Source organism: Pseudomonas sp. TE3899 (assembly GCF_056279105.1).
The window spans coordinates 5,595,198-5,608,269 of the sequence record NZ_JBWBQR010000001.1; the positions used below are offsets into that span (position 1 = coordinate 5,595,198).

Annotated in this window: 11 protein-coding genes; 3 read left to right on the top strand and 8 right to left on the bottom strand. The window is 61.6% G+C overall.

The window, feature by feature from the left end:
* The first annotated feature begins 49 nt into the window (after positions 1 to 49).
* The 3 genes from creB to creD all read left to right on the top strand — a co-directional run bounded on the left by creB (position 50) and on the right by creD (position 3,777).
* On the top strand, positions 50 to 730 hold the full coding sequence (gene creB, locus ACZ89E_RS25395) for a two-component system response regulator CreB (protein WP_149659620.1): 681 nt from the start codon (positions 50 to 52) through the stop codon (positions 728 to 730).
* The gene (gene creC, locus ACZ89E_RS25400) at positions 730 to 2,148 is read left to right on the top strand and encodes a two-component system sensor histidine kinase CreC (RefSeq protein ID WP_476256666.1); all 1,419 of its coding nucleotides are present in this window, start codon (positions 730 to 732) and stop codon (positions 2,146 to 2,148) included. Before creB ends, creC begins: the two co-directional genes overlap by 1 nt.
* 258 nt (positions 2,149 to 2,406) lie before the next feature.
* Entirely contained in the window at positions 2,407 to 3,777 is a 1,371-nt protein-coding gene (gene creD / locus ACZ89E_RS25405) for a cell envelope integrity protein CreD (RefSeq protein ID WP_476256667.1), read from the top strand.
* 180 nt (positions 3,778 to 3,957) lie between these two features.
* On the opposite strand, the gene ACZ89E_RS25410 is transcribed toward creD, so the two are convergent.
* The 8 genes from ACZ89E_RS25410 to ACZ89E_RS25445 all read right to left on the bottom strand — a co-directional run bounded on the left by ACZ89E_RS25410 (position 3,958) and on the right by ACZ89E_RS25445 (position 13,067).
* Complete coding sequence (locus ACZ89E_RS25410; RefSeq protein WP_149659616.1) at positions 3,958 to 4,587, bottom strand: glutathione S-transferase N-terminal domain-containing protein; 630 nt, start codon at positions 4,585 to 4,587, stop codon at positions 3,958 to 3,960.
* Between the two features lie 71 nt (positions 4,588 to 4,658).
* On the bottom strand, positions 4,659 to 4,838 hold the full coding sequence (locus ACZ89E_RS25415; RefSeq protein ID WP_476256668.1) for a hypothetical protein: 180 nt from the start codon (positions 4,836 to 4,838) through the stop codon (positions 4,659 to 4,661).
* The gene (locus ACZ89E_RS25420; RefSeq protein ID WP_149659614.1) at positions 4,835 to 5,965 is read right to left on the bottom strand and encodes a PepSY-associated TM helix domain-containing protein; all 1,131 of its coding nucleotides are present in this window, start codon (positions 5,963 to 5,965) and stop codon (positions 4,835 to 4,837) included. Before ACZ89E_RS25420 ends, ACZ89E_RS25415 begins: the two co-directional genes overlap by 4 nt.
* A gap of 71 nt (positions 5,966 to 6,036) precedes the next feature.
* Positions 6,037 to 8,463, bottom strand: coding sequence for a TonB-dependent siderophore receptor (locus ACZ89E_RS25425; RefSeq protein WP_476256669.1), 2,427 nt, complete (start codon positions 8,461 to 8,463; stop codon positions 6,037 to 6,039).
* Positions 8,464 to 8,698: 235 nt separating this feature from the next.
* Positions 8,699 to 9,670, bottom strand: a complete 972-nt coding sequence (locus tag ACZ89E_RS25430) for a FecR domain-containing protein (RefSeq protein WP_476256670.1) — start codon at positions 9,668 to 9,670, stop codon at positions 8,699 to 8,701.
* Positions 9,667 to 10,185: an RNA polymerase sigma factor gene (locus ACZ89E_RS25435; protein ID WP_149659611.1), complete on the bottom strand. Its 519-nt coding sequence runs from the start codon at positions 10,183 to 10,185 to the stop codon at positions 9,667 to 9,669. Before ACZ89E_RS25435 ends, ACZ89E_RS25430 begins: the two co-directional genes overlap by 4 nt.
* A gap of 243 nt (positions 10,186 to 10,428) precedes the next feature.
* On the bottom strand, positions 10,429 to 11,136 hold the full coding sequence (locus ACZ89E_RS25440; protein WP_476256671.1) for a 3'-5' exonuclease: 708 nt from the start codon (positions 11,134 to 11,136) through the stop codon (positions 10,429 to 10,431).
* Positions 11,133 to 13,067, bottom strand: a complete 1,935-nt coding sequence (locus ACZ89E_RS25445) for a putative nucleotidyltransferase substrate binding domain-containing protein (RefSeq protein WP_149659609.1) — start codon at positions 13,065 to 13,067, stop codon at positions 11,133 to 11,135. Before ACZ89E_RS25445 ends, ACZ89E_RS25440 begins: the two co-directional genes overlap by 4 nt.
* Positions 13,068 to 13,072 lie beyond the last annotated feature (5 nt).

The window sequence follows — 13,072 nt, forward strand, 5'->3', positions numbered from 1 at the left end:
GTGAGGCTTGGGCCACCGTTGCGCAACTTAACTGCCGTGCCCGGACGCCATGCCTCATATCCTGATTGTCGAAGACGAAGCGGCCATTGCCGATACGTTGATTTTTGCCTTGCAGGGCGAAGGCTTTACCACCACGTGGGTGAGCCTTGGCGCCGCCGCGCTTGAACATCAGCGCCAGACCCCGGCCGACCTGATCATCCTCGACATTGGCCTGCCGGACATCAGCGGCTTCGAAACCTGCAAGCAACTGCGGCGTTTCAGCGACGTGCCGGTGATCTTCCTTAGTGCCCGTGATGCGGAAATCGACCGCGTGGTGGGCCTGGAAATCGGTGCCGACGATTACGTGGTCAAGCCGTTCAGCCCGCGAGAAGTGGCGGCGCGGGTCCGGGCGATCCTCAAGCGCATGACCCCGCGTGCTTCAGCCGAAGTGGCCTCGACGCTGTTCCGCATCGACAGCGAACGGGTGCAGATCAGCTATCGCGGCCAGCCCCTGAGCCTGACACGCCATGAGTTCCGTCTGCTGCAATGCCTGCTCGAACAACCTGAGCGTGTCTTCAGTCGCGAGCAATTGCTCGACGCCCTGGGCGTGCCCGCCGATGCCGGCTACGAGCGCAGCATCGACAGCCACATCAAGAGCGTGCGCGCCAAACTGCGCCTGGTGCGGGCCGACGCCGAACCGATCCAGACCCATCGCGGCCTCGGCTACAGCTACAGCCCGGGACACAGCTGATGTCACTGGCGATCCGGATTTTCCTGGTCTACGTGCTGTTTATCGGCCTGACCGGTTATTTCGTGCTCAACACCGTGATCCAGGAAATCCGCCCCGGCGTGCGCCAGTCCACCGAAGAAACCCTGGTGGACACCGCCAACCTGATGGCCGAGATCCTGCGCGATGACTTCAAGGCCGGCACCCTCAACCAGAATCACTGGCCGCAACTGCTCAAGGCCTACGGCGAACGGCAGCCGAAGGCGAGCATCTGGGGCCTGCCGAAGAATCAGGTCAGCCACCGCATCTACGTCACTGACGCCAAAGGCATCGTGGTGCTGGACTCCAGCGGCGTCGCCGTGGGTCAGGACTACTCGCGCTGGAACGACGTCTACCTGACCCTGCGCGGTGAATACGGCGCCCGCTCGACCCGCACCGATCCCAATGACGCCCGCACCTCGGCGATGCACGTTGGCGCGCCGATCCGTGACAACGGCCAGATCATCGGTGTGGTCACCGTGGCCAAGCCCAACAGCTCATTGCAGCCTTACGTCGACCGGACCGAGAGACGCTTGTTCGCTTATGGCGCCGGGTTGATCGGCCTCGGCTTGATGTTTGGCGCCGTGCTGTCCTGGTGGTTGAGCGCGGCGCTGCGGCGGTTGACCGCTTACGCCCAAGCCGTCAGCGAAGGGCGGCGAGTTGAAGTGCCGCATTATCGCGGCGGCGAACTGGAGCAACTGGCGACGGCGGTGGAGCAGATGCGCACACAACTGGAAGGCAAAGCCTACGTCGAGCGCTACGTGCACACCTTGACCCATGAGTTGAAGAGCCCGCTGGCGGCGATTCGCGGCGCGGCGGAACTGTTACAAGGCCAGATGCCGCTGGCCCAGCAGCAGCGTTTCGTCAGCAACATCCACAGCGAAAGCGCGCGGATGCAGCAGTTGATCGAGCGGTTGTTGAACCTGGCGCAGGTTGAGCAGCGGCAAGGGTTGGAAGAACGTGTCGAGGTGCCGTTGGCGGCATTGGTTAAGGCAGTGCTCGACGCTCAGGCCGCACGTATCGAAAGCAAACAATTGCGCGTTGAACAGACGATTGCCCCTGGCCTGGCATTGATCGGTGAGCCGTTCCTGTTGCGCCAGGCATTCGGCAATCTGCTGGAAAACGCCCTGGATTTCACCCCGGTTCAGGGTGTCATGCGGTTTAGCGCCGAGCGTGTGGGCGAGCGGATTGAGTTCAGGCTGTTCAACCAGGCCGAGGCGATTCCTGACTATGCGTTACCCCGCTTGAGTGAACGGTTCTACTCGCTGCCACGACCGGACAGTGGGCGCAAAAGCACCGGGTTGGGACTTAACTTCGTTGAAGAAGTGGTCAAGTTGCATGGTGGCGGAATGCATGTCGGCAATGTGTCGGGCGGTGTAGAGGTCACGCTTCAATTACCCTGAATGCACGCTGCCTTTGTGGCGAGGGAGCTTGCTCCCGTTCGGCTGCGCAGCAGTCGTCATCCGGCGTATGCAGTCAGTCTGAAACAACTCGCAGTTTGGATATGGGGCCGCTTCGCAGCCCAACGGGAGCAAGCTCCCTCGCCACAGGGTTATGTGTTTGCCGAGTTTGAGCAGTCTCCACACACTCTCCACATTCCCCCCACAAAACTCTCACACGCCGACACCAAACTCTCCCTCATTCGAACAGGGAGAGAACCCATGAACCGTAACCTGGCCATAAAACTCGGGGCGATTGCCCTACTGATTCTGTTATTGCTGATTCCATTGCTGATGATCAACGGCGTGATCCAGGACCGTCAGCAATTGCGCGATGGTGTGTTGGAAGACATCGCCCGCAGTTCCAGCTTCAGCCAGCAATTGAGCGGGCCGCTGATGGTGGTGCCGTATCGCAAGGTAGTGCGCAACTGGAAACTCAACGAAAAAACCAACGAGCGTTATCAGGACGTCGGTGAAGAGCGCGGGCGTTTGTACTTTCTCCCGGAACGCTTTGAACTGGATGGCCAGGTCCAGACCGAACTGCGCTCGCGCGGCATTTATGAAGCGCGCCTGTTCCACGCCGACAACCGCATCAGCGGGCATTTTTCGATCCCGGAACAACTGGGCATCAAGGAAGACTTTGCGGATTACCAATTCGACCAGCCCTTTCTGGCGGTCGGCATCAGCGACATTCGTGGCATCGAGAATGCCCTGAAACTGGAACTCGATGGCCAGCGCCTGGACTTCGTTCCGGGTAGCCAGGTGGGCTTTTTGGGGGAGGGTGTGCACGTCATGCTGCCGGCACTGGATGCGAAGCAGGCCACGGAATTGGCCTTCGGTTTCGACCTGCGCTTGCAAGGCACCGGTCAGTTGCAAGTGCTGCCGGTGGGCAAGACCAGCAAAGTCGCGTTCGCCGCCAACTGGCCGCACCCAAGCTTTGTCGGCAACTACCTGCCGACCCAGCGCGAAGTCAGCGACCAGGGTTTCACCGCCAATTGGCAAACCTCGTTTTTCTCCACCAACCTGCAAGAAGCGTTGAACAGTTGCGCGTCCGGCGCGGGCTGTAAAGCGTTCAACGCTCGCAGCTTCGGCGTGAGCTTCATCGACCCGGTGGACCAGTACCTGAAAAGCGACCGGGCGATCAAATATGCCTTGCTGTTTATCGTCCTGACCTTCGCGGGCTTCTTCCTCTTCGAAGTGCTGAAAAGCCTGGCGGTGCACCCGGTGCAATACGCGCTGGTCGGCGTGGCCCTGGCGTTTTTCTACCTGTTGCTGCTGTCGCTGTCCGAGCACATTGGCTTTGCCCTGGCGTATCTGCTGTCGGCGAGTAGCTGTGTGCTGCTGATCGGCTTCTACGTCTGCCACGTGTTGCGCAGCGTGCGCCACGGCCTGAGTTTTTCGGCGGGGCTGGCGGCGTTGTACGGTTTGCTTTATGGCTTGTTGAGTGCCGAGGATTACGCGCTGTTGATGGGCTCGCTGTTGCTGTTCGGCTTGCTCGGGGTGTTCATGGTGCTGACGCGCAAACTGGACTGGTACGGCATCGGCGCGAAGACCACCAAGCCGTTGGAATTTGATATGGGAGCGGTGGAATGAGCCGGTCGTTGGGGTTGCGTGAGGATCAGCGGGAAGGGGAAGTGTTGGCGACGCTGATTTTCGGGTTGTTCCCGTTAGAGCGAGGTGATGCCATCGCGGGCAAGCCTTGCTCCTACAGGAACACGCGGTCTGTAGGAGCAAGGCTTGCCCGCGATGACGGCAGATCAGTCACCGCAAAGATCAGGCCTTAGGCATCGTGGCCAACATGGACGGCCGCTGACTCACCTCAAAAAACCACTCGCCCAGCTTCGGATTCGCCACGCGCCATTCCAGATCGGGATGGCGCAGGTCGAGGTAGCCCAAGGCACACGCCACGCTGATCGCCGCCACATCGAAATGACTGGTCAGCTCGGCAATCGCCTCCGCTTCCAACACGGCCAAGGCACGGCGAATCTTCTCGCGCTGGCCATCGAGCCATTGCTCCCAGTGTTTCTCCGGCGCGCGCAGGGCTTGTTCGTAACGAATCATCACCGCAGCGTCCATGATCCCGTCAGCCAGGGAGGCCAGGGTCAGGCGCCGCCAGCGGGCCGGGCCGTCACGCGGGATCAGCGGATTGCCGACGTGCTGGTGATCGAGGTAATCGAGGATCACCCGGCTGTCATGGATGACGTTGCCATCGGCCAGGCGCAGGGCCGGGATCTTGCCCAGCGGGTTGTCTTCGCACAGCGCCAGGTCCGGGCTGACCGGCGTCAACTGGCTGAGTTGCAGGGCCACGCGGTCGGTCTGGCCGGTCTCGTGCAGCAGCACCGTGACTTTGCGAACAAAGGGCGAAGCGGGGTTGTGGAACAGGGTCATGCTCGGGGCGGACATGGCAGCGTCTCGATCGGTGGCAATGCCGGGCAGCATAGCGTGTTGCCCCGATAGCTCAAGGTGAAAGGTTTTTACTGCCGTTGCAGCAACCCGCGCAGGGCCAGGGCCGCAGGGATGCCCAGGCCCAGCCAGCTCAACGCATCCCACACGCCATCCCCCAGCAGCGCGGAAAACAACCCGGCCGCGCTGAGCAATGCGATTACCGTCGGCGTGGCGAAGACTTTCCAGAAGTTCGGCTGTCGGGGCTTCATGCCGCACGCTCCGCTTTATCGAGCACTGGCTTCGCCGCTTTGCGCCGCACCACCCACAAATACACCCCGCTGCCGAGCACGATGATGGTCAGCACATCCAGGGTCGCCCAGAGGATTTTCATCGGCATGCCGCCGTAATCCCCGAAGTGCAGCGGCTGTGACATGCCCATGGCGTCCATGTACCACGGACGCTCGGCCACGGCCGTGACTTGCAGGGTGCTGGCGTCGATCAGCACCGGGGTCAGCAGGTGCGAGGTCAGGTGCGTGCTGCCTTTCATGAACACCGCGTAATGGTGTTCGCTGGAGAAACGCGTGCCGGGGAAGGCGATGAAGTCCGGCTGCATGCCCGGCGCGACTTCCTTGGCAATATCGAGCAGTCGCGTGGCGGGTGCCAGTTGCGTCAGCGGCGGCGCATCGCGATAGGGTGCGACCATCGCGCTCAGGCTGTCGTTGCGCCAGGCGGCGATCAGCAAGTCGGCGCAGGCGCTGATCACGCCTGTCACGCCAACCACCAAGGCCCAGGTCAGGGTCACCACGCCAATCAGGTTGTGCAGGTCGAGCCAGCGCAGGCGGGTGGATTTGTCCTGGCGCACGGTGGCGAATTTCAAGCGACGCATGAACGGCAGATACAGCACCGTTCCGGACACAATCGCCGCGACAAACATGATGCCCATGAACGCCAGCAGCAATTTGCCCGGCAGCCCGGCGAACATGTCCACGTGCAGGCGCAACATCACCATCATCAGCCCGCCGTTGGCCGACGGCATCTCCAGCGCTTCGCCGGTGCGGGCATCGAGCATGAAGGTGTGGGACGAGTTGGGCTCGGTGCCGGCGGTTTTCGCCATGATCGCGATCACGCCGTTGGTGTCTTCATCGTCGTAACCAAAGTACTGCATGACGTCGCCTGGCCGATGCTGCTCGGCGGCGGCCACCAACTGTTGCAAATTCAGCTGTGGGGTGTCCGCCGGCATGACCTTCAACTCGGCGGCATCCCCCAGCAAATGGTCGATCTCGTGGTGGAAGATCAACGGCAGGCCGGTCAGTGCGAGCATCAGCAGGAACACCGTGCAAATCAGGCTGGTCCAGGTGTGGATGCAGGACCAGCGGCGAATTGTTTTACTTTTCATTTCATGGCCTTCAGAAATACCAAAGCCGTCCTTGAAGGACGGCTTGGTCTTGGAGCTATCAGCTCAGGCAATTACCACTTGTAAGTGGCGCTGGCGATGACACTGCGCTGGTCGCCGTAGTAGCAGTTGTAACTGTCGCAGGTGGACATGTAGTCCTTGTCGAACAGGTTGGTGGCGTTGAGTGCCAGCGACGCGCCCTTGAGGCTGTTATCCAGACGGCCCAAATCGTAATGCACGGCGGCATCGAATACGGTGTAGGCATCCGCCTTGCCCAGCCAGGTGTTGGCCTGGTCGCCGTAAGTGTTGCCGGTGTAACGCACGCCGCCGCCGATACCGAAGCCGTCGAGCACGCCGGTGTGCCAGGTGTAATCGGTCCACAGCGAGGCTTGCTGGTTTGGCATCAGTTGCAGGCGATTGCCTTTGAAATCGCCTTTTTGCACTTCGGACTTGGCCAGGGTGTAGGCGGCGATCACTTTCAGGTTGTCGGTAAGGTCAGAAACTGCTTCCAGTTCCAGGCCTTTGACTTTCACTTCGCCGGTCTGGCTGGTGATCGGCGTGTTGCCGACGGTGGTGGTTACGGCGACGTTCTTCTGGGTCAGGTCATACACTGCCGCGGTAAGCAGGGTCTTGCTGCCCGGTGGCTGGTACTTGACGCCCATTTCCCATTGTTTGCCTTCGGTCGGTTTCAGCGAGCCCGTGGAAGAGGCATCGGCGCCGGACGTGGGCTGGAAGGATTCGGCGTAAGAAATGTACGGTACGAAGCCCGAATCAAACACGTAGCTCAGGGCCGCGTTGCCACTGAAGTTCTTGTCGCGCTGGGTGTTGGTCGCATCGGCCTTGTTGAGGAATTGGGTACCGGTGTGTACCCAGTCTTCACGACCGCCGAGGGTCAGGCGCCATTGGTCGAGCGCCATCTGGTCCTGCACGTACAGGCCGGTTTGATAGGTCTTCTGGTCGTAGTCATAGAACGCAGTGGAGCGCGCAGGACGAACGATCGGCTGGCCGTAGATCGGGTTGTTGACGTTGGTCTTCAGGCCGTCGCCGAAAATCGAGGTGTAATTGGTGTTGCTGCGTTGGTGATCCAGACCCAACAGCAGGGTATGGCGGACATCGCCCGTGGCGAAGTCGGCCTGAAAGTTATTATCCACCGCGAATTGGCTGATGTCTTCGTCGACGGAGGTACTGGTGCGGCCAACGTTGCCATTGGCATCGACAGGGTTGAATTCAAAAGCACCGACGGTGAGGGCCTGGAAGGACAGGTCGGATTTGGTGTAGCGCAGGTTTTGCTTGAACTGCCAGACATCGTTGATGCGGTGTTCAAACGCATAGCCCAGTGCGTAATAAGTGCGGTCGTAGTATTCCCAGTCCGGGTCACCGAGGTTTTTGTGATGGGAAATATCGCCGAGCGGGGAACGGATCTTGGTGCCTTGAATTGGCAGGAACTGGCTAGTGATGCCGGTATCGTCGCGAGTGAACTGGGACAGCAGGGTGAACCTGGTGTCTTCGTCGATGTTCCAGGTCAGGCTCGGCGCGATGTTGTAGCGCTTGTTTTCGATGTGGTCGATCTGCGTATCGCTGTCACGTACCACGCCGCTGATGCCATAAAGGAACTGGCCCGCGTCGTCGATCTTGCCGGTGCTGGCGAAGTTGATCTGACGGTGGTTGTCACTGCCGTATTGCAGTTGGATTTCGCTGCTGGTCACGTCGCTTGGACGGCGGCTGACCATGTCCAGCAGGCCGCCCGGCGGGGTCTGGCCGTAAACCGAAGAGGCCGGACCACGCAGCAGGGCGAGGCGGTCAAGGTTCCAGGTTTCCTGTTTCGGGTTGGCGTACACGCCTTTTGGCAGCGGCAATCCGTCGAGGAACTGGGTCGGCTCGAAACCGCGTACCCGCAACCAGTCGGCTCGGGTGTCGCTGCCGTAGCTGCTGGCGGTGATGCCAGGCATGTAGCGCACGGCGTCGTCGAGGTTCTGTACCTTGCGGTCGTCCATCTGCTGACGGGTCGCGACCGAAATCGAACGCGGTGCTTCGACCAGTGCGGTGTCGGTCTTGGTGCCGGCAGCGGTGCGGGTGGCGACGTAACCCTCGACCGGGCCCCAGGCACTTTCTGTGTTCTCCACACCAATGACGGCAGTTTCCGGCAAGGCCATCACGCCCTCGGGCACGGCCACCAGGCTGTAGGTGCCGGTGTTGCTCTGTTCCAGTTGCAGACCGGTGCCGCGCAAGGCTTCACGTAGGGCCGCAGTGGCGTCGAACTGGCCGTTGACCGGTGCCGAGGTCTTGCCCGCTGCCAACGACGGATTCAACGACAGTGCGAGGCCGGCCTGGCTGGCGATCTGGTTCAGGGTGCTGGCCAATGGCGCGGCCGGCAGGTTGTAGGCGCGAACGCTCGACACCTGTTCAGCGGCGATCAGTTGGCTGCTGGCCAGGGGGGCACAAAGGGCAATGGCAACCGCCAGCAAACTGGGGCGCAACAAGGTGTCGAGCGAACGGGACATACAGCGGCTCCTGAATGGAAATATTTCTCAATTGCCTAGGTGCCGGACGAGAATGCAAAAGTGATAGGGGTGGATGAAAATAATTTCGATTCAGGATTTGTGGTGGGGCTGCTGGCCTCTTCGCGGGCAAGCCTCGCTCCTACAGGTTTTGTGTCGACCGGTAATACTGCGAACGACACAACCCCTGTAGGAGCGAGGCTTGCCCGCGAAGGCGTCAGATCAGACGCCAAAAATCTCAGGGCTTAACGTCAGCCTTCGCCACCGTCACCCACCACGCCGTGTGCTGTTCAATCTGCACCGGCAAGGTCGGCAACAACGCGCTCAACGCCTTGTCGATGTCGTGCAACGGGAAGCTGCCGGTGATGCGCAAATCGGCAATCTCCGGCGCCACGCCCAGATGCCCATGGCGGTAGCGGCCGAGTTCATGCACCAGGTCTTCCAGCCGTGCGTTATCGACGACCAACATGCCCCGGGTCCAGGCGTCGGCGCCGAGGGTGAGCGCGGCAATCGGGCCCAGGCCATTGCTGCGCATCAACACCTGCTGGCCTTCGCGCAAAATCTGTTCTTCGGGGCTCGACTCGGGATGCGCCGCCACTGCCGACTTCAACACGCTCAACCGCGTGCCTGCTTCTTCGCGCTTGACCAGGAACCGCGTGCCCAAGGCGCGCATGCTGCCTTCGCGGGTTTCAACGATAAACGGCCGGGCATCGCCGTGGCCGGTTTCGACGAGGATCTCGCCCTCCTGAAGGATGATCCGCCGCTGCTTCTCATCGAAGCGCACATCCACGGCGCTGTGGGTGTTGAGGTTGATCACCGTGCCGTCAGCCAGGCGCAGGGTGCGCTGCTCGCCGGTGGCGGTGCGCTGGTCGGCGAGCCAATAGTCGACAGGCAGGTAGCGATCACCGGCGAACAGCGCCAAACCGATCACCGCGACAACGCTGGCCAAACCGCTACCGAGCTTGCGCACCCGCCGCCGAATGCTTTCGCGCGATTGCAGCAACGCGGTGCGGGCCGGGCCGCTGGCGACGCTGAAGCGCTGGTCGAGCATGCCCAGTTGGCGCCAGGCGCGGGCGTGTTCTTCGTGGGCGGCGTGCCATTTGGCGAACTCTTCGCGCTCGATCGGGCTGCTGGAATCCAGGGACAGCTGCCAGGCAATCGCCGCATCCAGCACCTGGGCCGACACCGGTTTGGAGCTGACCGGGCTCATACCGGCTCACCGTACAGCGCGATGTAGCACTGGCGAATGCCCTGGGCCAGGTACTGCCGCACACGAGGCACCGAGACCCCGAGTTTCTCGGCGATTTCGGCGTGGGTCAGGCCATCGAGGCGGTTATAAAGGAAGGCGGCCCGGGCCTTGCTCGACAGTTTGCCGAGCAAGCGGTCGATGGCCTTGAGGTCTTCGAGGATCATTTGCTGCTCTTCCACCGACGGCTGTTCGCCCTCGGGGATGAGCATCAACTCGGTGAGGTAGGCCTGTTCCAGCGCGGCGCGACGGAAATAGTCGAACAACAGGCCCTTGGCGATGGCCACCAGGAACGCCCGGGGTTCGCGCGGTTCCTTGAGTTCGTCACGACCGAGCAGGCGGACAAAGGTGTCCTGGCTCAGGTCCTCGGCCCGTTGCGGACAGGCCACATTGCGGCGCAGCCAGGCCAATAGCCAACCGCGATGGTCGCGATATAACGCACCAACGAGCTCACTGTGGGGGCCTTGGACTGACGACACGTAGCATCACCGATTGGGAAGTGTTAACTAACGAGAATTGTTCGCGATTGTGGCAGAGGCGGGGGAGGTAAGCAATTAACGCTGGTCGGGAGACCGCAGCGGGGCATTCAGTTAGACCGCGTTATCGTTCTTCGCGGGCAAGCCTTGCTCCTACAGGTTTTGTGTCGTCGTCCATTTCGCGTCCGACTCGAACCCGTAGAAGCAAGGCTTGCCCGCGATGGCGCCAGAACAGACGCCGCCGATTCAGAACGATGGCGCCCGCTGCCGCCGCTTCCACTGGCTGATCCGCTGCTGCAGATTCAACGGGCTATGAATCTGCTGCTGCCGCGCCCGGCTGAACAAAATCAGCGCCAGTTCCGCCGTGGCCAACGCATCGGCACTGGCGTTATGCCGTTCAAAGACTTCAAGCTTGAACCAGTCGATCCACTCATCCAGCCCCGCCTCGCGGATATTCGCCTGCGGGCAGAGCAGCGGGGCGATGTCGGCTACATCCAGAAACGGATGCTGCAACTTGTAGCCCAGATGATCTTTCAGCGCCCGCCCAAGCATGTGCTGATCGAACGGCGCATGAAACGCCAGCACCGGACTGTCCCCCAGGAACTCCATGAACTCCAGCAACGCCTCGGCCGGGTCGCTGCCAGCGGCAATCGCGCTCGGGCCCAGGCCGTGAATCAACATGCTCGGCGCCAATTTCATATCAACGCATTGCAGGGTGCGTTCGAACTGCTGGCTGAAATCGATCGCCCCGTCCTCGATCACCACCGCGCCGATGGACAGCACCCGATCCTTGTTCAGGTTCAGCCCGGTGGTTTCCAGGTCCAGCACCACCCAGCGCTGCTCGCGCAGGCTGCATTCACGTAGCTCAGCGCCGGTCGGCAAGCGCTGCAAACGCAGTTGCAGATCCTCCGGCAACAGCGGCGTCGCCGGGCGCAACCATGAAAACAGGCTCATAGCTGATACCGCAGGGTCAGGCTGCTTTGCAGGCGTTGGGCCTGGCGCAGGGATTCACGCAGGATACGGCGGTCCAGATGATTGAGGCTGTCGGGATCGACGCGGTTGGAGTAGGGCAAGTTCTCCCGGGTCTGTAGCTGATGTTGCTGCATGCGGGTTTGCTGAATGAAGTGATAGGCCTCTTCGTACGCTGCGCCGTCCAGCCGATCGATGACTTCTTTTTCCACCAGTTGCCGGAAGCGCTCCTGGGTGTTGTTGGCTTCGATGCCATTGGCCAGAGCCAGCAAGCGGGCGCCGTCGACGAAAGGCGTGAGGCCCTGGACTTTCAGGTCCAGCGTGGCTTTCTCGCCATTCTTGCGCGCCAGCACGAACTCGCGGAATCGTCCTACGGGCGGACGGTTGCGCAACGCGTTCTCGGCCATCATCCGCTGGAACAAACGGTTGTCCGCCACCTGATCGAGAATCCCTCGACGCAGTTGCTCGCAGCCTTGCTCGTCGCCCCAGACCACCCGCAAGTCGAAGTAGATGCTCGAACCCAACAGATTCTCCGGCGTCGCCTCGCGGATGAACGCCGCAAAGCGCCGCGCCCATTCGGCCCGGGACAAACACAGCTCGGGGTTGCCGGCCATGATGTTGCCCTTGCACAGGGTAAAGCCGCACAGCGCCAGGCTGTGGTTGATCTGCTGGGCGATGGGCAACAGCTTGCCGCGAATCTCGGCGGCATGCGCCGCGTCCCGGGCTTCGAACAGAATGCCGTTGTCCTGATCGGTGTGCAGGGTCTGCTCGCGGCGGCCTTCGCTGCCGAAGCACAGCCAACTGAATGGAATGCCGGGGTCGCCTTTCTCGGCGAGGGTCAACTCGATTACGCGAGACACGGTGTGGTCGTTGAGCAGGGTAATGATGTGGGTGATCTGGGTTGAGGACGCGCCGTGGGCAAGCATACGCTCCACCAATTGGCCGATCTCGCCGCGCATCGCCACCAGGTTGTCGACTTTCTGTGCGCTACGGATGGTCCGCGCCAGATGCACCAGATCGACCCGTTGCAGGGAAAACAGATCCCGCTCGGACACCACGCCGCACAGGCGCTGCTCCTTGACCAGGCAGACGTGGGCGATGTGCCGCTCGGTCATGGCGATCGCCGCGTCGAAGGCGCTGTGGTCCGGGGTCAGGAAAAAGGGTGCCCGGGTCATGTGCCGTTCGATGACTTCGTTGAAATCGTTGGTGCCTTGGGCCACCACATGGCGTAAATCGCGCAGGGTGAAAATCCCCAGCGGCGCCTTGTGTTCGTCGACGATCACGATGCTGCCGACCTGCTGCTCATGCATCAGGGTCACGGCTTCGCGCAGCGGGGTAGTCGGGCTGCACGTCACCGGGTGACGCATTGCCAGTTCGCCGAGTCGGGTGTTCAGGGAATATTGCGTGCCGAGGGTTTCCACGGCTTTTTGCTGGACCTGCTGATTGACCTGGTCCAACAGGCTGCTGACCCCGCGCAGGGCGAAGTCGCGGAACGTGTTGGAGAGGGCGAACAGCTTGATGAAGGCCAGTTTGTTCAGTTGCAGGCAGAACGTATCTTCGGCGGCGAGGTGCTCGGTGCGGGTCGCCCGTTCCCCCAGCAACGCGGCGAGAGGGAAGCACTCGCCGGTGGTGATCTCGAAGGTGGTTTCGGTGCCGCCCTTGGCCGTGTGCGGGCGTTCCCCGACGACCCGGCCCTGTTTGACGATGTAGAAGTGTTCAACCGGGCCGTCGGCAGGCTTGATGATGCTCTCGCCGGGACCGTAGAAACGCAGCTGGCATTGCTCCACCAGGTAGGCCAGGTGGGCGTGTTCCATCTGATTGAAGGGCGGGAAGCGCTGGAGGAATTGCAGAGTGCCCTGGATGTTCTGCAATACCGCGGTTTTCCCTGCCTGGGTGAAGGCATCCGCTTTACTCATAACTA

Bases quoted from the DNA above. Each gene is read 5' to 3' on its own strand.
- ACZ89E_RS25445 (WP_149659609.1), bottom strand. From the start codon at position 13,067: ATGAGTAAAGCGGATGCCTTCACCCAGGCAGGGAAAACCGCGGTATTG.
- ACZ89E_RS25420 (WP_149659614.1), bottom strand. From the start codon at position 5,965: ATGAAAAGTAAAACAATTCGCCGCTGGTCCTGCATCCACACCTGGACC.
- ACZ89E_RS25415 (WP_476256668.1), bottom strand. From the start codon at position 4,838: ATGAAGCCCCGACAGCCGAACTTCTGGAAAGTCTTCGCCACGCCGACG.
- creD (WP_476256667.1), top strand. From the start codon at position 2,407: ATGAACCGTAACCTGGCCATAAAACTCGGGGCGATTGCCCTACTGATT.
- ACZ89E_RS25425 (WP_476256669.1), bottom strand. From the start codon at position 8,463: ATGTCCCGTTCGCTCGACACCTTGTTGCGCCCCAGTTTGCTGGCGGTT.
- ACZ89E_RS25430 (WP_476256670.1), bottom strand. From the start codon at position 9,670: ATGAGCCCGGTCAGCTCCAAACCGGTGTCGGCCCAGGTGCTGGATGCG.
- creC (WP_476256666.1), top strand. From the start codon at position 730: ATGTCACTGGCGATCCGGATTTTCCTGGTCTACGTGCTGTTTATCGGC.
- ACZ89E_RS25410 (WP_149659616.1), bottom strand. From the start codon at position 4,587: ATGTCCGCCCCGAGCATGACCCTGTTCCACAACCCCGCTTCGCCCTTT.
- ACZ89E_RS25440 (WP_476256671.1), bottom strand. From the start codon at position 11,136: ATGAGCCTGTTTTCATGGTTGCGCCCGGCGACGCCGCTGTTGCCGGAG.
- creB (WP_149659620.1), top strand. From the start codon at position 50: ATGCCTCATATCCTGATTGTCGAAGACGAAGCGGCCATTGCCGATACG.